The organism is Lentzea rhizosphaerae (assembly GCF_042649515.1).
Classification (GTDB): domain Bacteria; phylum Actinomycetota; class Actinomycetes; order Mycobacteriales; family Pseudonocardiaceae; genus Lentzea; species Lentzea aerocolonigenes.
On the sequence record NZ_JBHRZI010000012.1, the window covers coordinates 1 to 21,913 of the forward strand.

The window sequence follows — 21,913 nt, forward strand, 5'->3', positions numbered from 1 at the left end:
ATTGGGGCCGATAGATGGCCAGAACGTGCTTTTCGCGCCAAAACAGGAGCAGTAGCGGACAGGGCTCCTGGCAGCCCGCTCAGGCCAACGACTACCAACGGAAGTCACCATGCACCTTCTGCTCGAACGCAGCCGGCGCCCGCTGACAGGCGAAATCGTCGTTCCTCCGTCGAAGTACCACGCACACAGGGCGCTCGTCCTGGCTTCGCTCGCCGAGGGCACGAGCCGGATCGACGGCCTGTGCGACGCCCGGCACGTGCGCTACACCGAGACGCTGCTGCGAGATCTCGGCACCACTGTGGAACGTGACGACTCCGGCTACACGGTCACCGGCGGCCCGTACCGGCCCCGGCGCGACACCGTCTCGGTCGGGAGTTCCGGCACCACGCTGTACTTCATGCTCGGTCTCGCCGCACTGGCCGACCGGCCGGTGACGGTCGAGGGTCAGAAGTACTTCCAGCGCAGACCCGTCGGCCCGTTGCTCACGGCGTTGCGCGCGCTGGGCGTCGACGTGAGCTGCGCCGAGGACCGTCCGCCCGTGCTGGTGCGGCCGGGACGTCCGGCGGGCGGGCGGGTCCGGATCCCCGGCACGTTGTCCCAGTGGATCTCCGGACTGGTCCTGCTCGCGCCGTTCGGCACCGGCCGCACGGTCGTCGAGGTCGAGGGTGAGCTCAACGAACGCCCGTACGTCGAGCTGACAGTGGCGATGATGCGCCGGTTCGGGCTCGAGGTCGGGGTGGCACCAGACTGGCGGCGCTTCGAGATCGAGCCGGGTCAGCGCGCGACGGCGGCGGACGTGACGCTGCCGCCCGATCTCGGCTCGGCGGCGTTCGGTGTCGTCGCCGCCGCCATCCAGCCCGCCGACGTCCTGTTGCGCGGCATCACGTCACTCGACGGCGACGCGGCGGACCACCCGGAGTCGGCGTTCCTCCGCATCACCCGCGAGATGGGTGTGCCGCTCGCGCTCGAACGCGACGGTCTGCGCATCCGCCACGACGGCACGTCGTTGCGGGCGACGACGATCGACTGCCGCGAGGTCCCCGACATGCTTCCGGTGCTGAGCACCCTGGCGTGTCTCGCCGACGGCGACACCGTGTTCGAGAACGTGAGCCACGTGCGGCTGAAGGAGTCCGACCGGGTGGCCGCGATGACACAGCTCAACCGGATGGGCGGGGATCTCCGGGAGGAGGGCGCCGACCGGCTGGTGGTACGCGGTGTCCGCGGGCTGACCGGTGCGGCGTTGTCGTCGTTCAACGACCATCGCGTGCTGATGTCGCTGGCGCTGGCCGGATCGGTCGCCGACGGGCAGACCAGGCTCAGCTACCCCAACGCCTACCGCATCTCCTACCCGGACTTCCTGCGCGACATGACCGGCATCGGCGTGCGGATCTTCCGGCGCGACGGTGGTTTCCGCTCACCCGCGGGCCTGCTGCCGGACCTGCTGCGGCGGTGGGCCGCCGAACGGCCGGGCGACACCGCCGTCGTAGACGTGCGGCCGGACGGCACCAGGTGCACGACCTGGCAGGAGCTCGACGCCGGTGTGGACAGGGCCGCGGCCGCGCTGCTGGCGCTGGGCGTGCGTCCCGGCGAGCCCGTCGCGTGCCAGCTGCCCAACTGGACGGAGTTCGTCGAGGTCGCTCTGGCCACCCTGCGGATCGGCGCGGTGTGCTGCCCGCTCATGCCCATCTTCCGCAACCGTGAAGTCGGGTTCATGCTCCGCAAGGCGGGAGCACGGGTGCTGGTGACCACGGACGAGTTCCGCGGCCGTGCCCACGCGACAGAGATCGCGGCGGCGCTCGTGGAGAACGGCGGCGAGCTGGCCGGCCTGGATCACGTGGTCGTCGTCGGCGCGGACGGCGGTGTGGCCTCCCTGCCGGTGCGACTCGGCCACGCGCGGTGGCACGACTGGCGAACCGTCCTGCGCGAGTCCACTGTGGACACGAAGGTGATCGAGTCCCGCCGCCCGGCGCCGGACGCCACCGCGCAGCTGCTGTTCACCTCCGGCACCACCGGTGAGCCCAAAGGCGTGCGGCACCGGCACGACACCCTGGGCCGCGCGGCCCTCGCCCAGGCCGAGCGGCTCAGGCTCACCGGAGACGACGTCGTCTACATCCCCTCACCACTGGCCCACCAGACCGGCTTCCTCTACGGCATGTGGCTGGCACTGACGCTGGGCACCACGTCACTGCTGCAGGCGGTGTGGGACGCGGAAACGGGCTTGCGCGCGTTGAGCGAACACGGCGGCACGTTCGTCCAGGCGGCGACGCCGTTCCTGGCAGACCTCACCAACGCGGTCGAGGAAGGCGTGCCGCCCGCGCCGTCGCTGCGGATCTTCGTCGCGACCGGCACGACGGTGCCGCGCACTCAGGCGGCCCGTGCCGTGAGCCGGCTCGGTGTCACGGTGTGCGGTGCGTTCGGCACGACGGAGACGTGCCTCGGATCGCTTTCCGGCCCGCACGACCCGCCCGGCAAGGTGTGGTCCACCGACGGCCGGGCCATGGACGGCACCCGGCTGCGGGTCACCGACGACTCCGGTGAAGTCCTGCCACCCGGCCAGGAGGGGAACTTCGAGCTGCGGTCGAAGACCTGTTTCGAGGGATACCACGGCAGGCCGGATCTCACCGCCGACGCCTACACACCGGACGGCTGGTACCGCACCGGCGACCTGGCCGTCATCGACTCCGACGGCTACGTCCAGATCACCGGACGCGTCCGCGACGTCATCAACCGCGGCGGCGAGAAGGTGCCGGCGGCCGAGATCGAGGACCTCCTGCACGCCCATCCCGCGGTGGCGGACGTCGCGATCGTCGGCATGCCCGACGAACGGCTCGGCGAACGAGCGTGCGCGTTCGTCGTGCTGGCACCGGACACCCGCCTCGACCTGGAGGACGTGTGCAAACACCTCGACCGGCACGCCGTGTCCAAGTACTACTGGCCGGAACGGCTCGAGATCACCGCGGCGCTCCCCCGCAACCCCAGCGGCAAGGTGCAGAAGTTCCTCCTCCGCGAGCAGGCGAAGTCCCTGCGTCCACAACCACTGACGACTCCGGAGGCGCAGAGCGCATGACAGTCGACATCATCGAGCGGACCGCACGGTCCGCGGGTATCGGCACGGCCGAACTGACCGACCTGCTCGCCGACGTTTCGGCCTACGTCGCGGGTCCCGGCGAACGCTGGGCCGAACGGATCGAGCGCACGGGCGAGGTGCCGGAGGAACTCTGGACGGAACTGCGCGAGCGGGGCTACCTGTCGCTCGCCGCTCCCGTCGAGTACGGGGGCCGCGGGGTCTCGTTCCCGCAGTGGATGCAGCTCATGGAGATCTTCGCGCAGTCGCACGGTTCCCTCCGGATGATCGTGCACGTCGTGAACGGCACGTGGCGGGCGATGGACGAGTTCGCCACCCCCGAGCAGCGCGCCAGGTTCGTCCTGCCCTCGATCGAGGGCAGGATCAAGGTCGCGTTCACCCTCACCGAGCCCGGCGCGGGCTCCGGCGCGGACATCAGGGCGACCGTCGAGCGGTCCGGCGACCACTACCTGCTCTCCGGAGTCAAGCACCTGATCACGTTCGGCGTGCGGTGCGACCACTGGCTCGTGACGGCGCGGCTGGCCGGGAGCAGCGGTCACGAGGGCACGGTCGCGCTGATGGTGCCGCGTGACAGCGCCGGGGTGACGGTGCTCGACACCTCCGAAACCATGGGAGTGACCGGCACCGACCACGCGCACCTCACGTTCGACCGCACACCGGTGCCGGTGGCCAACCGGCTCGGCGAGGAGGGCCTGGGGCTGGCGGTGGCGCTCGGCGGTTTCCTCACCCCGTCCCGGATCTCGGTCGCGATGAGCTGCGTCGGGCTCGCCCGGCGCGCACAGGAGCTCGCGGTGAACTACGCGAGGGAACGCACGACGTTCGGCAAACCGCTGACCTCCCGGCAGGCGATCCAGTTCATGCTCGCGGAGAACGAGGCGGAGATCGAGGCGGCGAAGCAGCTGGTGCTGCACGGTGCGCGAGCCTGGGAGGACGGCGATCCGGCCGCGGCGATGTTGTCGTCGATGGCGAAGATGATCGCCGTCGACATGCTCGGCCGGGTGACCGACAAGGCACTGCAGATCCACGGTGGTTCGGGCTACTGGAAGACCAGCCCGATCGAGCGGGTGTACCGCGACGCGCGGGCGCAGCGGTTCGAGGAAGGCACGAACGAGGCGCAGAAGTCCGTGGTGTTCCGGGAGATGCAGGCTCGGTGGGAGGGTGCGCGATGAGCGGACGGGTCGCGGTGATCACCGGGGCTTCCCGGGGCATCGGCAGGGAGCTCGCGCTGCTGCTGGCCGGTTCCGGGACCGACCTGGTGATCAACTACAAGAAGAACGCGGAGCTGGCGGAGAAGACGGCAGCCGAGGCGGAGGCGCTCGGCTGCCGCGCGGTGACCGTGCGGGCCGACGTCGAGACGCAGGAAGGCACCGACTCCCTCTTCGACGCGGTGCACGAGGAGTTCGGCAGGCTCGACTACTTCGTCTCGAACGCCGCGGCCAGCGCGTTCAAGAACATCATGGATCTCAAGCCGCACCACATCGACCGGTCGTACGCGATGAACCTGCGTCCGTTCGTATTGGGTGCGCAGCACGCGGTGCGGCTGATGGACAACGGCGGCCGCATCGTCGCATTGTCCAGTTACGGCAGCATCCGTGCCTATCCGACCTACGCGGCACTCGGGGCGATGAAGGCCGCCATCGAGGCGTGGGTGCGGTACATGGCGGTCGAGTTCGCGCCGTACGGCATCAACGTCAACGCGGTGAACGGCGGGCTGATCCAGTCCGACTCGCTCGACTACTTCTACGGCGTACCAGGCATGCCGAAGATCGGCACGGTGCTCGACCGCGTGCCCAAGGGACGGCCGGGCACGCTGCGGGAGGTGGCGGCGACCGTGGAGTTCCTGCTGTCGCCGCAGGCCGAGTACATCACCGGTCAGACCGTCGTGGTCGACGGCGGGCTGAGCGTGATCGCACCACCGTTCTTCGCTGACGCCACCACACCGCTGAGCCTGCCGCCCCGTCCCGCGCGAACGGACTGATCCGTTGCTGCCGCGAGTGTTCCAGCCCGGCGCGATCGGGCGGATGCGGTTGCCCAACCGCATCGTGATGGGGTCGATGCACCTCAACCTCGAGACGTGTGACGACGGAGGCGCGGCCGTTGCGGCGTTCTACGCGGAACGCGCGCGAGGCGGCGCCGGGCTCATCGTCACCGGTGGTTGCGCGGTGAACCGGCAGGGTTCGGGAGGCCGGGGGTACGTCGTGCTGAGCGATCGCGCGCGGCACGACGCACTCGCACGGTGGGCCGACGCCGTACACGCGGAAGGCGGCCGGATCGCACTTCAGCTGTTCCACGCCGGCCGGCTCACCTCCAGCCGGTACACCGGACTGCCCCCACTGGGTCCGTCCACAGTGGCCAGCCGAATGTTCCCGGACGAGCCACCGGTCGCGATGACTGCCGGGCAGATCGAGGACACCATCGCCGACTTCGCCCGCGCCGCGGTGCTGGCGGGCGAACTCGGCTTCGACGCGGTCGAGGTGATGGGCTCGGAGGGGTACCTCGTCAACCAGTTCGGCTCTCCGCTGACGAACACACGCACCGACGAGTGGGGCGGTGACGCGCGCCGCAGGAACCGGTTCGCCGTGGCCGTCGTGTCGGCGATCAGGGACAGCGCGCCCGCCCTGCCGGTGCTGTTCCGGATGTCCGGTGACGACCTGATGCCCGGATCGTCCACAGTGGACGAGCAGAGGGCGTTGGCGGTCGAGCTCGCGCTGGCCGGCGTGCACGCCCTCAACGTGGGTGTCGGCTGGCACGAGTCCCGGATACCGACTGTCCAGTCGTTGGTGCCGCCCGGAGCGTGGAGCCACTACTCGGCCGGGGTGAAGCTCGCTCTCGCGGCCGAACGCCTGACCGTGCCGGTGATCACGGCGAACAGGTTCACCCGGCTCGCCCAGGCCGAGCAGGCGCTGGCCGACGGACAGGCGGACTTCGTGTCGATGGCCCGTCCGCTGCTGGCCGATCCCGCGATCGTGACGAAGACCAGGACAGGCGCGCCGGTCAACATCTGCATCGCGTGCAACGAGGCGTGCATCGACAGGTCACTCGGGGAGGAACCGGTGTCCTGCGTGGTGAACCCCCGTGCCGGCCGGGAACTCGTCTTTTCTCAGGTGAGGGTGCGGAAAGCCCGGCAGTACGCGGTGATCGGCGGCGGCCCGGCCGGTATGGAGGCCGCACGGGCACTGCGGTCGCTCGGTCACCGTGTCGAGCTGTTCGAGGCCTCCGGTGAGCTCGGCGGCCAGTTCCGGCTGGCCCGCCTCGTGCCGGGCAAGGCGGACTTCGGCGCGACGATCGGCTACTTCACCGACGAACTCGCCCGGCTCGGCGTCCGTGTGCGCCTGGCCACCCCGATCACCGCGGACAACCTGGAGTTGATCGGACAGGCCGACGGCGTGGTGCTGGCGACCGGCGTGACGCCGCGCGAGCTCGACCTGCCGGGTGCCGACCTGCCGCACGTCGTGCACTACCAGCGGGCGTTCCTCGAACCGGAGTCGCTCGGCAGGCGGGTGGTGATCATCGGCGGCGGAGGCATCGCGGTGGATCTCGCTCACCTGCTCGGTCACGGACCGAGCCCGCTCGACGCGCGAACACGGTTCCTGGCCGAGCACGGCCTGGCCGAGGGACCGCCGCCCGTGCCGTCACCGCGGTCGCTGACGATCCTGCGCCGGCGGGGCCGCATCGGGGCGGGGATGGGACGCAGCACGCGGTGGGCGGCGGTCGACGCGCTGCGCCGCCAGGGCACCGCGCTGCTCACCGGCGTGCAGTACGAGGCCATCACCCCTGACGGCGTCCACATCACCGACGAAACCGGAACCCCGCGCACGATCCCGGCCGACTCGGTCGTCGTGGCGATCGGCCAGGAACCACGCACCGACCTGCTGCCACTGCTCGCCCGAACCGGCGTCCCCCTCCAGGTGATCGGCGGTTCCTCCGGGGCAACCGGTCTCAACGCCACCCGCGCCTTCGAGGAAGGCCTGCGCGCGGCCTACACCCTGGGCCGCTGACGCCCAGCCGCCAACTGCTATTGGCGCGAAAAGCACGTTCGGGCCGATAGATGGCCCGAACGTGCTTTTCGCGCCAATAAACCCGCCCCGGCCGACAGCCCATCCCCCTCTTCCTGGGCGTACGCGGGGCCCTCTCGTACTGCGGGAGAGTACGAAAGCTCCCCGCGTACTCTCGGGGCGGTCACGCGGCGTAACGGCTCAGCACGACCGCGGCGTTCGCGCCGCCGAAGCCGAGAGCGTTCACCAGCACGACGTCCGGCTGGGCGGCGCGCGACGTGTTGGGCACGCAGTCGATCGGGCACTCCGGGTCGAGCACGCGGTGGTTGATCGTCGGCGGCAGAAAGCCCTCCTGCACCGCGAGTACCGCGGCGGTGCACGCGTGCGCGGCCGCCGCCCCCATCGTGTGGCCGATCATCGATTTGATCGCGGAGACGGGCGGGACGGCGCCCGGCCCGAAAACCTCCGCCAGCGCAGCGCATTCCATGGGGTCGTTCGCCTTGGTGCCGGTGCCGTGGGCCAGCACGAGACCGACCTCGTGCGGCGCGACACCCGCATCGGCCAGGGCGCCGCGCATGCACGCGGTCACCATCTCCTGCAGTGGCCGGGTGGGGTGGTACGCGTCGCAGGTCAGGCTGTAGCCGAGCAGCTCGGCGTGGATCGTCGCGCCCCGTGCCAGCGCGAAGTCCAGCGCCTCCACGACGAGCACGGCCGCGCCCTCACCGAAGATCACGCCCTGCCGGTCGGCGTCGAACGGCCGGCAGGCGTCCGGTGCGAGCGCGCCCAGGCGGTACATGTTCGCGAAGACCTTGCGGTTGGGGGTGTCACCACCGCCGCACAAGGCGAAGTCCGCGTCACCCGAACGAATCGCGTCGATCCCGTACCCCACGGCGTAGTTCCCGGCCGCGCAGACGTTGGGCAGGGTGATCGCCTCGACGTCGGACAGGCCGAGGTCGGCCGCCACCGCCACCGGCATCCTGCTCAGCCGGAACCGTCGGGCGAGCAACGGGTCGAGGTGCGGCAGGCCCCGCGACAACTCCAACTCGGTCAGTTCGTCGACGTCGCGCGCGTCGCCATCGGTGCTGCCGATGGCGATGAGCCCTGGTGCGCCACGCAACACCGCCAGGTCGACCCCGGCGTCGTCGACCGCCATCCGGGCCGCCGCCACCGTCATTCGGGTGGCCAGCCCGTGCTCCGGGTTCCCGCCCGGGAAATCGGGTACCTCGCACATCCTGTCGTGAGCGAACCCGGAGGTGTCGAAGAACGAGATCGGCCCCGCGCCGCTGCGGCCTTCCCGCAACCCGGTGCCGAACCCGTTGCGGCCGTTGCCGATGCTCGACACGACACCGAGCCCGGTGACGACGACCCTTCGTGCGCGAACAGTCATTTCCCGCTCCTGGTACGCCTGCTCAGGCAATTCGATGACGCAGTCCGGTCAGCTCGACACGGGAGGCGATACCGAGCTTGCGGAAGATCCGGCCGAGGTGGGCGTGCACGGTGTGGGGCGACACGAACATCCGTGCGGCGACCTGACGGTTGGTGAGTCCTCCGGCGACCAGCTCGGCGACCTCGCGTTCGGTGTCGGTGAGACTTTCCCAGCCCGTGGCCGGACGGTCGGTGTAGGTCCAGTGCCTGCGCCGGACCCCCGCTTCCCGCAGCTTGCTCCTGATCCTCGCCACGTCCCTGGTGGAGTCCACCGCCGTGAACCCGGCCATCGCCGTCTCCAGCGCCGCAACGGCCCCGGCGCCGTCCGCCGCGGCCAGATCCTCCGCGGCCGACGCCTTCGCCCACGGGTCGGTGTACTGGTCCACCGCCGCGGTGAGAGCGGCGGCGTCTCCCCTGGCCACACCACGAGCGTGGGCCGCGGCGGCGGCCAGCGCCGGGAAGCCGGGATTGCGCCGGGCCAGCTCGGCCGACGCGGCGACGACCATCCGCACCAGGTCCCTGTCGTCGGCAGATCGGGCCGCGCGGACCAACCAGGCGGCCGCACCCGGCTCCAGCAGCAACGGCGCCGGCTGTTCGAGCAGTTCGGGGTGGCTCGTGGCGAACACCGACAGCGCCGCGCCCTGGCTCGTGCGCGCGGCCTCGACCTGCAGGGCCGTCCACACGTGGTAGGCGCGGAAGTACGGCAGCCGCGACTCGGGCGCCATGCCGAGGTGCAACCGGGCGGCCGTGGGATCCCCGCGCCGCAACGCGGCCGTGGCCAGCACCGTCGTCATCAACGAGGTCCACCAGGTCACCCCGAGTTCCTCGGAGAGCTCGAAGGCGGCCTCCACCACCTCGGCGGCTTCCTCGACCCGGCCGGCCCTCGCCTTCACCCACGCTCCCACCACCCGCAACGCGAGGTCGCTGCCCACGTCGGTGGCGTGCTGGACGAGGCTCTCCGCCTCGGCGAACGCCTCCTCGGCCGCACGGATGTCGCCCACGGTGGCCAACGCGGCGGCGAGCGCCATCTGCGGATGCGGCGTCGGCACGTCCCGCCACCCGCCCGGCCCGCAGCGCACGGCCTCCTTCATCAGCTCGAAGGAAGCCGTCACGTCACCCTCGGCCCAGCGCTGGGTGGCGAGCACGAGCCTCGCCGTCCCGGCGAGCACCGTCCGGTCCTCCTCGCCCGTGACCGCCACCTCGGCGAGCCGGCAGGCCTCCTGGTGGTCGCCGTTGGCGATGAGCGCGCAGATCCGCGTGGCCTGCACCCGCTCGTGGTCGGAGGAGCTGGCGTCGCCGACCAGCATCTGCTCGGCCACCGTGACCGCCGAGCGGTAGCGACCGTTCAGCACCCGCACGGTCGCGAGCGCCGCACCCAGTCGCACCCCGTGTTCGTCCGGCGGTGCGACCGCCAGCCCGGCCGAGGCGAGTTCCTCGGCTTCGACGAGCCTGCCCAGCCGCAGCAGCGCGGTCACCCGGACGTCGAGGAGCCGGTGGTGGTCGGCACTCCCCGGCCGGGTGAGCCGCAACGCTCTCAGTGAGATCTCCGCGGCCTCGGTCGGCGCGGTGTCCAGTGCCTGCGCCGCCGCGTCGGCGAGCGCCCAGATCGCCTGGGTGTCCCCCGGCAGTGCCCCCCGCACGAGATGATCGGCGGCTTCGGCGGCGGAACCGCTGCGGCGCAACAACAACAGGCCGACCTGCCGGTGCAGCGCCGCGGCGACCGATGGCGTCACCGACTCCTGCAGCACCCTGCGGACGAGGTCGTACCGGAACGACAGGCTGTCCGGTACGTCGCCGGGTACGACCAGGCGCGCCCGCAAAGCCTCGCGCACCGCCCGCAGGATGTCCCCCGCGGTGCGGCCGAGCACGTCGGCGATGTCGGCCACCCGGAACGTCGTACCGAAGATCGCCGCGACCTCCAGCACGGAGATCGTCTCCGCCTCGCATCCGGCCAGCATCCGTTGCACGACGGCGACGACCTTGCCCGGCAACGGCCGCGACGACCAGACCGCGGCGCCGTCACCGATCGCGGCACCGTGCTCCTCACGCAAGCCGTCCAGCAGCGCGGTCAGCAGGGTGGGGTTGCCGCCCGCACCAGCCGCGAGCACGACCAGGTCACCATCCGGTGCACGACCGGCGAAACCGGTCAGCATCCGCTCGACGGCCGCCGCGGACAGGGGCCGCAGTCGCAGCCGGGTGGCGCCTTCGGACTCGAGGTGGTCGAACAGCCGCTCCACCTCCGTCGCGACACCTATGCCGTCGCGGCGCGCCAGCAGCCACAGCACGGGGCGGTCGCGCAGCGCCGACGGGAAGGACTTCAGCGCGGACAACGTCATCGGATCGGCCCATTGCAGGTGGTCGAGTGCGATGAGCACGGGACCCTCACCGCTGCGGTCACCGATCGACCGCAGCAGATCCGGTGGCCTCGAGCCCCACACGGTCTCCCCGAGCGCTTGGCAGAGAACGGCGAGCGGGGTCCACCGGGCCAGCTCATCGGCCCGCGCCAGGTACGTGCACGCGTTGCGGGAGACCGCCAGAGCTCGCGCGAAGGCGAGTTCGCGGCCGTACCCCATCCCCACTTCGCCTTCCACCAGTACGACTCCGCCGGAGCCCGCCATCAGTGCGGACACCGCCGAACGCAGGCATGCCCGAATGTCGGAACGGTCGTCCCAATTGTTCACCACGACCCCTTCTCCTGGCCGAGCCGTCACCATCCGCGAAAGTGAGCAGGCCGCCGAATTCCGGCACAGACAATGCGAGAACGCGGATTCAAGAAAGACAGATGATCGCCACAGGAAACATACCATTCACAATCTCTCGACGGTCGAGCGAACTGCATCGAGCCGAAAGACTGTGGTTTGAGACAGCGGTGGTTCGGTACCTCCACCCGACCGCACCCCGGTGTCCGAACATGCGAAAACCGGGGTCGGGCAAGACTCGCCCGACCCCGGCACGACCGGTTTGCGGTTCGGTCAGCTGTTGAGGTTGTTCGTGTTGTTGTTGATGTTGTTCGCGTTGTTGTTCAGGTTGTTCGCGTTGCGGTTGTTGTTCATCGCAGCCACCACCTCGTGTTCGAAAGGCAATCAGCAGGCCGACGACCGGCCCGCGCCAAGAGCCTCCGGCCCCGTGAAGGACGAGCACATCCCCCGAGTTGGCACGGTGAACGGCACGAAAGCACACCGGATTTCGCGTGACGGACTGGCAGGTTGGGCGATGTGACCAGGCCGGCGGGCGGGTGAAGCTGGCGCCGTCCCGACTCCCGAAAGGGGAAGCCACCGATGACGACGCAGATGAACTCACCCGTGAACGCGGACGGCGTGATCTCGCTGGAGCTCACGGAGAACGACCGGTACGCCGTTCGACGGCTCACCACCGCCCTGACCACGAACCCGCTGGCGCTGATCGACAGCACCGAGTGGGTGCGCCAGGCGATGGAGCTGTCCTGCGAACTCCCACTGCGTCTGCGCGAGGCGCTGCGGCGGTTCCGGCGGCACCCCGGCGCCGAGGCGGTGCTGCTCGTACGCGGCCTGCCCGTCGACGAGGACGACCTGCCGCCCACTCCGAGCGTGCCGGGCTCGGTGGAGCGGCACCCGACCACGCCCGCTGCGGCGTTGGCACTCACCAGCCTGCAGCTGGGTGACATCACCGCGTTCCGCCAGGAGAAGGGCGGCGCCCTGGTGCAGAACGTGGTCCCGGTGCCGGGTCAGGAGGACTTCCAAGGCAACGCGGGCTCCACCACGCTCACCATGCACGTGGAAAACGCCTTCCACACGCACCGGCCGGACTACGTCGCCCTGCTGTGCCTGCGCAACGACCACGAAAACGTGGCGGGACTGCGCACAGCGAGCGTCCGGACCGCACTGGCCCTGCTGTCACCGGAAACCCGGCGAGTTCTGAGTGAACCCCGATTCGTCACGGACGCGCCGCCGTCGTTCGGGGACAGCACGCCCTCCGCCAAACCGTCCGCCGTGCTGAACGGCTGCCCGGACGACCCGGACATCGTGGTGGACTTCCACGCCACCCAGCCGCAGGACGAAGCCGCCGCGGCCGCGTTCCGCGCGCTCGGGGAGGCGCTGGAGCGGGTGCGGCGCACCTTCGTCCTGCGCACCGGCGACCTGGCGATCGTCGACAACCGGCTGGCACTGCACGGCCGCACCGCGTTCCGACCCCGCTACGACGGCAGGGACCGCTGGCTGCAACGCACCTACGTGCACCTGGATCCCCGGCGCACCAGGCCCTACCGGGAGGCGGACGGCAACGTGCTGTCCTGATCGCCGGTGGCGTTCCTGACGGCTCAGCCGGCCTGCACACGCCGTGCCCTGGGCGGCCACGCGCCGAGGTCCATGAGGCCCAGCGAGTACGCCTTGGACACCAGCGACGCCCTGTTGTGCACACCCAGCCTGCGGATCATGGCACCGACCCGGTACTCGACCCCCTGCTGGCTCAGGTGCAGTCTGCGGGCCAGCTGCGCTCCGGACTCACCTGCCGCGATCCCCTCCAGGATCCGCGCGTCGACCTCGTCGAACGGGATGCGGTGGGCCACGCTGCCGTCGCCGGCGTGTTCGGGCTTCACCAGCACGACGACGCACACCAGGCGCTCGAGCACATCCCTGATCGGCACCGCGGCCACCTGACAGCGAAACGCCGGCTCGCCCGGCGCGGCACCGGCCGCGGCCATCCGATCGAGCATCTGTGGTCGCCGGCTGTCGGAGAGGCGGGCGAACTTCCTGCGCGCCCGCACCCTGGCACCGGGGTGCAACAGATCCAGGAACGGGCATCCGTAGAGATCGCCGGGCGTTCTGCGGAACTGCCTCAGGAACTCGGCGTTCGCTTCGGTGATCCGCATTCCGCTGTCGAGCCGGGCGACCCCGGCCTCGGGTTCGACCGACAACCACCGCAACAGGTCGACCCAGGCGTCCGGGTGACTGGTGGTGTCGTACGCCGGCGGCGCGTCGTCATCGACGGCAGCGGCGGCCCATCCCTCTGGCAATCCGGTGGCCACCTTCACAATGACCTGTCCTTTCGTAGGAGGACGTTCCGATGCGAGAAGGCTAGGAATGCCACTCCACGTGGTCAATCGATCACGACAGGTGCGCGGCAACTCTGTGGGAGCGCTCTCTCGCGGTACGGACTCCGCACTCCCGCACCGGGGACCTGTCCGCCCGGATCATCCGGCTTACTCGGTGAGCCGGTGCGCCGCGGAGCCGAGCACCTCGAGCAACCCGGACCTGCCCGCGACCCCGAGCTTGCGGTAGCAACTGGTCAACCGCTTCTCCACGGCACGCCTGCTGATCTCCAGCACCTCGGCGATCTCGGAGTTAGTGCGGCCCTCCGCGACGAGTTCGGTGACCCGGCGCTCGCCGCCGGTCAGCTCCGGGATGCCGGGGGTGGAGACGGCGCGGGCGGGCTGCGCCCCGAACTCCCGATCGCCGGTCAGCGCGAGGCGGCGAGCCTGCGCGGACGCGCTCTCGTGACCGGGCAGGCCCGCGTCCCGCAGCCGGTTGGCGAGTGACCACAGTGCCCTGGCCAGTTCCTGCGGACGGCCGAACGACTCCAGCACGTCGACGGCGTCCTGCAGCAGCGCCACTCCACGCGCGCCCTCGGTCACCTCACCGAGCAGGCGCAAGGCCCGTCCATGTGCCCGCGGCGCACCCCATGCCGCTGCCAGGCGGCGCTGTTCGTCCGCGAGCCGCCGTGCCTCGGAGAGGTCGCCGAGCCCCCTGTTCAACCGCACCGCCCAGACCCGCCAGGGCATCAGCACGGGGTTCCGCCAGCCGAACCGGTCCAGCATGCGTCCGAACTCCAGCACGTGCGAGAGCGCCGCCGCGTCGTTCTGTCCGTCGAGCAACGCTGCCCGCAGCATCCCCAGGGCAGCCGACACCCGTCCGTCCGTGGCAGCGTGGGCCTCACAGCGCGCCAGCACCAGACGGACGAGATCCCGGTCCTGGCACTCGATCGCGACCGAAGCCATGGACCGCACGAACGGAGACTCCGGCACCGCCCAGTCCGGCACCGACGCCTGCGCCGCGGTGACCGCCAGCGCCGCGGCCTCGGCCGTGACTCCCTCGTTCACCCGCACCAGAGCCCGAGCGGCGTCGATCAGCGCGAGTTCCGCACCTCGGTCGAGAGGATTGGCCAGACCGGACGCGGTGTCCAGCCACGACGACGCCTCGTCCAGCGATTCGACGGCGACGAGCACCTCGACCAGCAGAGGGATCGCGGTGTGGACGTGCGCGGGGGAAGCCGGCTCCCGGTCGAGGATGCTCCTGGCCAGCCTGGCGGCATCCGGCGCGGAGATGCGCACCGAGAGCATGCTCGAGTGCAGCAGCACGATGAGCAGTTCCCGCTCCGCGCCGCTCGTGACACCCAGCTCGCTGCCGAGCGCGGCCAGCCGCCGGGCGGAGGACGCGAGCGTGTTCGGATCCCGGCTGCCGAGGTAGCGGGTCCTCGCCTCCAGCCGCAGCGCCAGGTCGCGCTCGACTCCGGCGAGCTCGGCGGTGTCACCCAGCTCCGCGGCGACATCGCGGATCAGGCCGGCTACCGGCTGACGCGCCGCGTCGAGCAGGGAGGGCGCGAGGCGCATCAGCGCCGCGCCGCGTTCCCTCGCGGAGCCGAGACGGGGCAGGGCCTGGGCGATGTGGCGGGTGGCGACCGCGGGATCGGTACCGCGGACGGCCAAGGCGAGATCCACCAGCAGCCGCGCCCGGCGCACGCCGTCCTCCGGTACCGCGAACACCGCCCGGCGGAGGTAACACGTGGCCGTCTCCGGTTCACCCCGGCCGAGCGCCAGCCTGGCCGCCTCCTGCAGCGACGAGATCGCCCACTCGTCGAGCGCGGCGGTGACGGCGAGCAGGTGCGTGGCCACCCGCTCAGCCGGAAAGCCCCGGTTGTGCCGCAGTTCCGCCGCCAGGAGATGAAGCGCTTCCCGTTCGTGCGCGGACACGACGTGCGCCACCGCGTCGGCGGCGAACACGTGGGTGAACCGCAGCTCCGGGTCTGTGACGAGCAGGCCCAGCCGGGTCAGCTGCCGCACGGTGTCGCCCCAGAGGACCGGATCGAGCCCGGCCAGCAGCCGCGCCGTCTCCTCGTCCGCGTCGTGCCCCAGTGCCGCGACGGCCTGGACGACGGTCCGCGCGGGTGCGGACAGAGCGCGGACGTACGAGACGAGTCTCGCGCGCACTGATTCCGGCCGCCGGGCCGACAGGCCGTCGGCGGCGCTCACCAGCGGACTGATCCCATCACCGGCCAGGTCCATGAGAAGGCCGTTCACCGTGACCGGGTTCCCAGCGGTGATCTCGTGACACAGCCGCACGAACTCATCGTCGCCCCGCTCGCCGAACATGCTCTTGACCAGTTCACCGGTCGCCGCCGCCGACAGCGCCCGCGGCCGCAGCACCACTGACGCCGAGTCGAGCACGTCCCGTACCGGCGCCGCCTCCGTACCGGGGTCACCGTCGCGCACCGTCACGACCAGCACCACGGGCAGCCGGTCGACCTGGTGGGCCAGCCGCCCCAACGTCCGCAACGAGGCCTCGTCACCCCACTGCAGGTCGTCGACGAGCAACGCGAGCGGTGCTTCCGCGCTCAGCGCACGGACAACGGAGTCCACTGTAGACTCTCCGGTCGCGCGCTCACCTGAGCCGGAGTGGAACAGCTGAGACACCACCCCGAGCACGAAGTCCCGCTCCAGTGGTGACGCGGCGGCCCACCGGACGCGATATCCGCGTCGCCGGGCCTGTTCCCCGGCGGCGAGCAGCAGTGCGGATCTGCCCACGCCGAGCGGGCCACTGATCACAACGGACGCCCCCGCGCCTGCCCGCCCCCGGTCGAGCACCGCCTCGAGCTGGGCGAGCTCCTCGTCACGCTCCAGCATCATCGCGGTCACGCTCCTCGACGACGGCCAGCTCGAGCAGGGCTCTGAGCTGGTGCCGACGCGTCACGCCGGTCTTGCGGTAGATACCGCTGAGATGTCCTTCAACCGTGCTGCGGGTGACTGCGAGTCGCATGGCGATGTCCACGTTGGACAGACCGCAGGCAGCCAGCTCGGTGATCCTGCGCTCAGTGGGGGACAACAGGTCCCCGATCCGCGCCGCGGTGCCGCGGATGCTTTCGGTGAGCTGGTGGGACCCGAACTCGGAGGCCAGCTGGTCGGCCTCGAGCAACAGGTCGAGCGCGTCGCCGACCGCGCCCGACGACACCCGGTGGCCGGCGAGCGCGACGAGCGCCTGCCCGTACCGGAACCGCCACCCCGAGCCGCGCAGCAACCGGACCGCCTCGGCGCAGTGCTGTTCGGCCTCTGCTCCGGTCAGCACCAGCGCCGCGCCCAGGTGAGCACCCCCGACCGTCGTCCGCGCACCCCATTGCCTGGCCAGCCTGAGCTCCTCGGCGACCAGCTGCGCGGCCTCCTCCTGCCTGCCGAGTGCCCGCAGCGCGATTCCCGCGAGCGTCCGCCACGCCAGCAGGGCCGGATTCGTCCACTCCCGTGCCAGCAGCCGCCGTCCGCACTCGCGCAGGTTCGTCAACGCGTCGACAGGCCGGCCGCGGTGCAGGTCGATCAGTCCTTTGGCCAGCAGCACCTGCACCCAGCCGAAGCCGCGCCGGACCCTCGGCTCCCACTCGACGTCGAGCAGTGACTCCGCCTGCGAGAGATGTCCTCGCTCGAGCGCGAGTGCGGCCTCCACCGCCACCACGCTCGGCAACGCCATGGGGTGCCAGCACCGCCTGGGCGTGTGGACCAGGGCGGCCTCGATGTCCGCGGCCGCTTCCTCGAACCTGCCGTCGCGGGTGTGCAACCTGCCGCGAGCCAGATGTGCCACGGAGGAGAGCACACCCGCGCCTCGCTCCTGCGCGAGGGCGACGGCCCTGTCCAGACCCGCCATGGCCGCACCCACGTCATCGGTCAGCATCAGCGTGCGGCACACCAGCACCTTGGGAGTGATCAGCCGGGTCTCGTCGTCCTCCAGCGCCGTCACGGCCAGTGCGCGGGCCGCGGGCAGGTCGGCGCCCCGCACCGCGAGCCGCCACGCCACCACACCGGCCTGGACCGGTCCGTCGGGACGGCCGGGCGGTTCCGCCGACACGGGCAGACTGAGCTCGGGTCCCTCGTGCGGAGCATCGTCGGCGATCCAGCACAGTGCCGAGAGCGCGGCCCGTTCGTGCGGCGCGACATCGGCCCTGTCGCAGACCGCCCCGAGCGTCGACCGGACCTGGGCGTCATCGCCGCCGGCCACCAGCAGGTCGGCCGCGTCCAGCCGGACCTGCGACAGTTCCGGCCCGGTGTCGCGCAGCAGCACCCGTCGCAGCAGCCGTTCTCCCGCGACGGGAGAGTCCGGTGCGCAGGCGATCGCGAGGTCGATCTCCAGCCTGCTCCTCTGCACGGGGTCGAGCGGTTCCCTCAGTGCCCTGGTCAGCAGCTCGACGGCGACGCCGAACTCACCGGCGGTGCGGGCGTGCACCGCTTCCCGGCACAGCGTCTCGACAGCCCAGCACTCCCCGATCGGCCGGGCTCGCAACAGCAACCGGGCGACCTCCGGGTCCGCGAGCGCGCTGCGGTGGGCGATGTCCGCGGCCCTGGCGTAGAGCTCCTCCCTGCGCTGCGGGTCCATCCCGGCGAGGATCCGCTCGGCGGCGGGCGCGTCGTGCTCCAGCGGCGTGGCACCGGCACCGAGTTCCAGACCCCGCACCATCTCCCGCATCCTGGCCGGTGACGCGGGCACCCTGGCCAGTGCGCAGACCAGTTCGAAGTCCAGGTTTCCCGGTTCCAGCGCGAGCACCCGGACGAGATCGGCCAGCTCGAGCGGCAGTCCGGTCATCAGCGCCGCGGCCCGGTCGGCGTCCACGTGACGCCGGACCAGCTCGGCCGCCCGGTGCGGGCGCGGGTCGGTGCCGACGAGAGCAGCGGCGTCGTGGACCAGTGCTGGACGTCCGTTCGTCAAGCCGGCGACGACGCGAGCGATCTGGGGATCGATCGCTCCTCCCGTGCGTGCCCGCAGCACCGAGAGCACAGCCGACTCGCCCAGCGGTCTCAGCCGCCGGATCGTCATCGCCGCGGGCAGGCTCTGGATGTCGTACTCCTGCCACTCCTGTGCGAACGGATCCGTGACCGCGAAAACGACCGCCAACGGCCGGTCGGCCGATCTCGTGATCATCACGCGCAGCCAGTGCTCCGAGTCGGGATCGATCCACTGCACGTCGTCGAGCAGGACGAGGACCGGCCACCTCCCGGCCTCTTCGAGCAGAGCAGACCGGATCGTGATGGCCAGTGCCCCGCTCTCCTCGCAGTACGCCGGGTCGAGCTGCGACACCAGCCCGAACCTGGTGGTCACCTCGCTGCGTGAACACCGGCCGACGAGCACCCGGCAGGCTGATGTCTCGGCGTGTGCGCGAGTCCAGCGCAGCAGGGCGCTGAGCCCCGATCCCCCAGGCCCTCGCAACAACACCGTGCGCGGCGTGCCGGACAGCAGATCGGCCACCACACCGCGCAACAGGTCGAGCTCCTGTTCGCGTTCGACCAGGACGTGCCCACTGCCCGGATCGCTGCCGGGGCACGAGGCGCGTTCCCCACGGGCTTCCGTCATCGCCGGCTCCCTTCCGCCGTCATCCTCAGGCCTGCGAACCGGTGTGCGCGGTCAGTGCCTCGGCGAGCTGTCCCCTCCCGCTCACCCCGAGCTTGCGGTAAGCGCTCGTGAGGTGGATCTCGACAGTGCGCAGTGAGACCACCAGCGCCTCGGCGATCTCGCGGTTGTTCGCCCCGGACGCCGCCATGGCCACGACCCTCCGCTCGCTCGGAGTGAGCGAGCCCGTCAGCACCGCGTCCCGACGGCCCATCCGGCCACCGAGTCCTTCGAGGTCGGCACGAGCCCACGACGCGTGCGCCCGCTGGCCCCACCGCACCGCGAGATCGACCGCGTGCCGAAGGCGTGCGCGTCCGCCTCTCAGGTCACCGCCGCGGGCCAGCACGAGTCCGAGAAGGTGCTCGGCCTCCACCTGGCGCACCCGGTCCGCCGTGGCGGCCAGCAGTTCGACGGCCTCGCACAGCAGCGCGGACGCCCGGTCGTCGTGCGCGATCGAACCCTGCGCGAGCCGGACCAGTCCCCAGGCGTGCCGCGTGCCCCAGCGCCGGGCGAGCTCCGCACCGTGCTCGACCAGTTCCCCGGCCTCGTCTGCTCGGCCGACCTCTGCGAGCAGGCGGGTGAGGTCCAGCCACCACGGTGCGAAGGAGGGGTTGGCGATGCCTGCCTCGCGCAGGCTGTCGCCGCAGGCGGTCAGGTCGTCGATCGCGCCCGTGATGTCTGCCTGCGCCCAGCGGATTCGGCCCCTGGTCATGAGGTACTCGTGATGCTCCCAGACCCCGGAGGCCGTGGGCTCACCCAGCACGAGCGCCGCCATGTCCACCTCGTCGCGCAACGCCAGCACCGTCGCCAGCGCCACCCGTGGTGCGACTGAGCCCGGCCGTCCCGTGCCACCGGAGAGCTCCACCGCCCGGCGGGCGTCCGCATAGGCGCCGGAGAGTTCGTCGGACTCCGCCCGGATCAGGGCCCGCAGGGAGAGCGCCGTGCTCTCGCTCTGGTGATCGTTCTCCGCGCCGCTCTCCTCGACCAGGCGGCCGAGGATCGAGAGGGCGGTGATCCGCTCGCCGGCGAGGTGGCACACGAGGGCCGAGAGGAACGAGCTGGCCACGGACTGCCGCGACGTGACAGGTCCCGCCGCCGTGCTCGCGTACTCCAGCGCGAGGTGAGCCTGCTCGCCACGGGCGGTGACGAGCACGGCCCGCGCCGCGGCGAGCAGTCGCTCGGCCGCGGTCTCACCACCGGTACCGAAGTCGGTGAACACCGCGGCTCCGGCGCTCCTCAGCGTGGCGCCGATCGTGCTGACGTCGGCGAGACCGCAGATGATCCGAGTCGCGGTGAGACCGCGCACGAGGTCCCGATGGGCGGCGTGGTCGGCCCCACCCGCCGACCCCAGCTCGGTCAGCGTGGCGTCGACCAGTTCCAGCACCTCTGGCGCCCGGCCGGTGGCGAGCCCGACGGCGGCGAGCTTGACCACGACAGACGCGCGCTCCCGGACGTTCCCGGTGAGCGCCAGCGCCTCGTTCAACAGCTCCAGTGCGCGTTCCGGATCTTCCCGCCCCACCGCGGCAGCGAGGTCGACCCGGATCCGCGGGTCGTGCGGATCGGATCTGTACACCGCGAACAGATAGCGCCGCCGAGCCGAGAACGAAGCGTTCCTCGCGGCTTCACGCAGGATGTCGAGCATCCACGGCTCAGGCTGCTCCGGCAGCGGGAGCAACTGCTCCGCGACCTGGACCGCCGGATATCCGGCGACGCTGAGCAGCCACGCGGCGCGCCCCCTGAGTTCCTCGCGCTGCCGTGCGGACAGCCCGTCCAGCACCGGCGCGACGACCTGGACCGCCAGCCCGCTCTCGTCCAGGAAGTCGTTGTTCCGCAACAGCTCCACGACCACCTGCACACGAGCCACCGGCACCGCGGCAAGCGTGGCGACGAGCTCGGCGTCCGTCGTGCCCAACGCGCCCACCGCCCTCGCCACGGCCAGTGCGTGCTCGGTGTGGCTGAGCACCGCGAGCATGTCCCGCAGCGCGGCCAGCCTGCCGAACGCGGCTACGCGCGAGGCCTCACCGTTCACCGGCCGGACGCGCCGGCCGTTCAGAACTTCGGTCAGGCGCAACAACACGCCGGGGTTTCCGTCGGCAACGCGAACGCACTGCTCCGCGAAACCGGCCTCGGTCCCCGACCCCAGCGCGCCCGCGGCCAGCGCCGCCGCCGCGGCGTGGGGAAGCGGGCCGAGGTCGAGGACCAGCCCGCTGTGCTGCTCCAGCAGACCAGCCGGCAGCGGCCGCACCGATGTCAACGCCTCCGTGCGCAGCGCGAGCACGACGAGCAACGGCAGTTCCGCTGCCCTGCGCAGGGTGAAGTCCAGCCAGCGCAGCGACGCTGCGTCACAGTGCTGCACGTCGTCGAGCACCAACACGAGCCCACCAGCACGATCGATGGTGTTCACCACGACCCGGTGCAGCCGGTGCATGATCGAACAGACGAGGGCCTGATCCTCTCCGGCGGAGCAGTCGCCGAGCGACCGCAGTGCCAGCAACTTCCGACGGAACAGGTCTCCGCCGGACACGGAGGCGAGCAACGCACACGCCGCACCGAAGGCGGCCGTGCCGGGAAGACAGGTCGTCCGCAGCACCGCGCCCGGCTCAGTCGGCGGATCGGCCAGCGCCGCGTCGACCAAGGCCGACTTGCCGATCCCCCGCGGGCCGCGCACGAGTACGACCCGTGGGGTGCCAGCGCGCGCCGCAGCCACCACGTCAGCGAAGAGAACCAATTCCCGATCTCTGCCGATCAACACATCTGCGGTCACAATCACGCACCTTCGTCTCGCTCGACGAGCA

General features: G+C 71.3%; 11 protein-coding genes. 5 read left to right on the top strand and 6 right to left on the bottom strand.

The annotated features are described in order from the left end of the window. Positions 1–109 precede the first annotated feature (109 nt). From aroA to ACFOWZ_RS14925, 4 genes are read left to right on the top strand one after another with little or no spacing between them, the layout of a single operon-like run. Positions 110–3,067 (top strand): 3-phosphoshikimate 1-carboxyvinyltransferase, encoded by a 2,958-nt coding sequence (gene aroA, locus ACFOWZ_RS14910; RefSeq protein ID WP_382372717.1) that lies wholly within the window; start codon positions 110–112, stop codon positions 3,065–3,067. Further along, complete coding sequence (locus ACFOWZ_RS14915; protein ID WP_382372719.1) at positions 3,064–4,254, top strand: acyl-CoA dehydrogenase family protein; 1,191 nt, start codon at positions 3,064–3,066, stop codon at positions 4,252–4,254. The genes aroA and ACFOWZ_RS14915 overlap by 4 nt, the downstream gene beginning before the upstream one ends. Beyond that, complete coding sequence (locus ACFOWZ_RS14920; RefSeq protein ID WP_382372721.1) at positions 4,251–5,063, top strand: SDR family oxidoreductase; 813 nt, start codon at positions 4,251–4,253, stop codon at positions 5,061–5,063. The genes ACFOWZ_RS14915 and ACFOWZ_RS14920 overlap by 4 nt, the downstream gene beginning before the upstream one ends. 4 nt (positions 5,064–5,067) lie before the next feature. Next, positions 5,068–7,083, top strand: coding sequence for an oxidoreductase (locus ACFOWZ_RS14925; RefSeq protein ID WP_382372723.1), 2,016 nt, complete (start codon positions 5,068–5,070; stop codon positions 7,081–7,083). 181 nt (positions 7,084–7,264) lie between these two features. Here the strand turns inward: ACFOWZ_RS14925 and ACFOWZ_RS14930 are convergent, their stop codons facing one another. Together ACFOWZ_RS14930 and ACFOWZ_RS14935 are read right to left on the bottom strand one after the other, a co-directional pair. Then, the gene (locus tag ACFOWZ_RS14930; protein ID WP_382372725.1) at positions 7,265–8,467 is read right to left on the bottom strand and encodes a beta-ketoacyl-[acyl-carrier-protein] synthase family protein; all 1,203 of its coding nucleotides are present in this window, start codon (positions 8,465–8,467) and stop codon (positions 7,265–7,267) included. 22 nt (positions 8,468–8,489) lie between these two features. Further along, positions 8,490–11,189: a helix-turn-helix transcriptional regulator gene (locus tag ACFOWZ_RS14935; protein WP_382372727.1), complete on the bottom strand. Its 2,700-nt coding sequence runs from the start codon at positions 11,187–11,189 to the stop codon at positions 8,490–8,492. A 594-nt stretch (positions 11,190–11,783) separates the two neighbouring features. On the opposite strand from ACFOWZ_RS14935, the gene ACFOWZ_RS14940 reads away from it, so the two are divergent. Further along, complete coding sequence (locus tag ACFOWZ_RS14940) at positions 11,784–12,776, top strand: TauD/TfdA family dioxygenase (protein WP_382372729.1); 993 nt, start codon at positions 11,784–11,786, stop codon at positions 12,774–12,776. A gap of 23 nt (positions 12,777–12,799) precedes the next feature. Here the strand turns inward: ACFOWZ_RS14940 and ACFOWZ_RS14945 are convergent, their stop codons facing one another. From ACFOWZ_RS14945 to ACFOWZ_RS14960, 4 genes are all read right to left on the bottom strand, one after another. Continuing rightward, entirely contained in the window at positions 12,800–13,507 is a 708-nt protein-coding gene (locus ACFOWZ_RS14945) for a LuxR C-terminal-related transcriptional regulator (protein ID WP_382372731.1), read from the bottom strand. 174 nt (positions 13,508–13,681) lie between these two features. Next, positions 13,682–16,381, bottom strand: a complete 2,700-nt coding sequence (locus ACFOWZ_RS14950) for an AAA family ATPase (RefSeq protein WP_382372733.1) — start codon at positions 16,379–16,381, stop codon at positions 13,682–13,684. Further along, the gene (locus ACFOWZ_RS14955; protein WP_382372735.1) at positions 16,365–19,082 is read right to left on the bottom strand and encodes an AAA family ATPase; all 2,718 of its coding nucleotides are present in this window, start codon (positions 19,080–19,082) and stop codon (positions 16,365–16,367) included. The genes ACFOWZ_RS14950 and ACFOWZ_RS14955 overlap by 17 nt, the downstream gene beginning before the upstream one ends. Before the next feature lie 25 nt (positions 19,083–19,107). Further along, positions 19,108–21,888 (bottom strand): helix-turn-helix transcriptional regulator, encoded by a 2,781-nt coding sequence (locus ACFOWZ_RS14960; protein WP_382372737.1) that lies wholly within the window; start codon positions 21,886–21,888, stop codon positions 19,108–19,110. Positions 21,889–21,913: the final 25 nt, after the last annotated feature.

What these genes read in the sequence shown, in the direction of transcription:
- aroA (WP_382372717.1), top strand. Translation starts at nt 110, where the DNA reads ATGCACCTTCTGCTCGAACGCAGCCGGCGCCCGCTGACAGGCGAAATC.
- ACFOWZ_RS14915 (WP_382372719.1), top strand. Translation starts at nt 3,064, where the DNA reads ATGACAGTCGACATCATCGAGCGGACCGCACGGTCCGCGGGTATCGGC.
- ACFOWZ_RS14920 (WP_382372721.1), top strand. Translation starts at nt 4,251, where the DNA reads ATGAGCGGACGGGTCGCGGTGATCACCGGGGCTTCCCGGGGCATCGGC.
- ACFOWZ_RS14930 (WP_382372725.1), bottom strand. Translation starts at nt 8,467, where the DNA reads ATGACTGTTCGCGCACGAAGGGTCGTCGTCACCGGGCTCGGTGTCGTG.
- ACFOWZ_RS14940 (WP_382372729.1), top strand. Translation starts at nt 11,784, where the DNA reads ATGACGACGCAGATGAACTCACCCGTGAACGCGGACGGCGTGATCTCG.
- ACFOWZ_RS14950 (WP_382372733.1), bottom strand. Translation starts at nt 16,381, where the DNA reads ATGATGCTGGAGCGTGACGAGGAGCTCGCCCAGCTCGAGGCGGTGCTC.
- ACFOWZ_RS14955 (WP_382372735.1), bottom strand. Translation starts at nt 19,082, where the DNA reads ATGACGGAAGCCCGTGGGGAACGCGCCTCGTGCCCCGGCAGCGATCCG.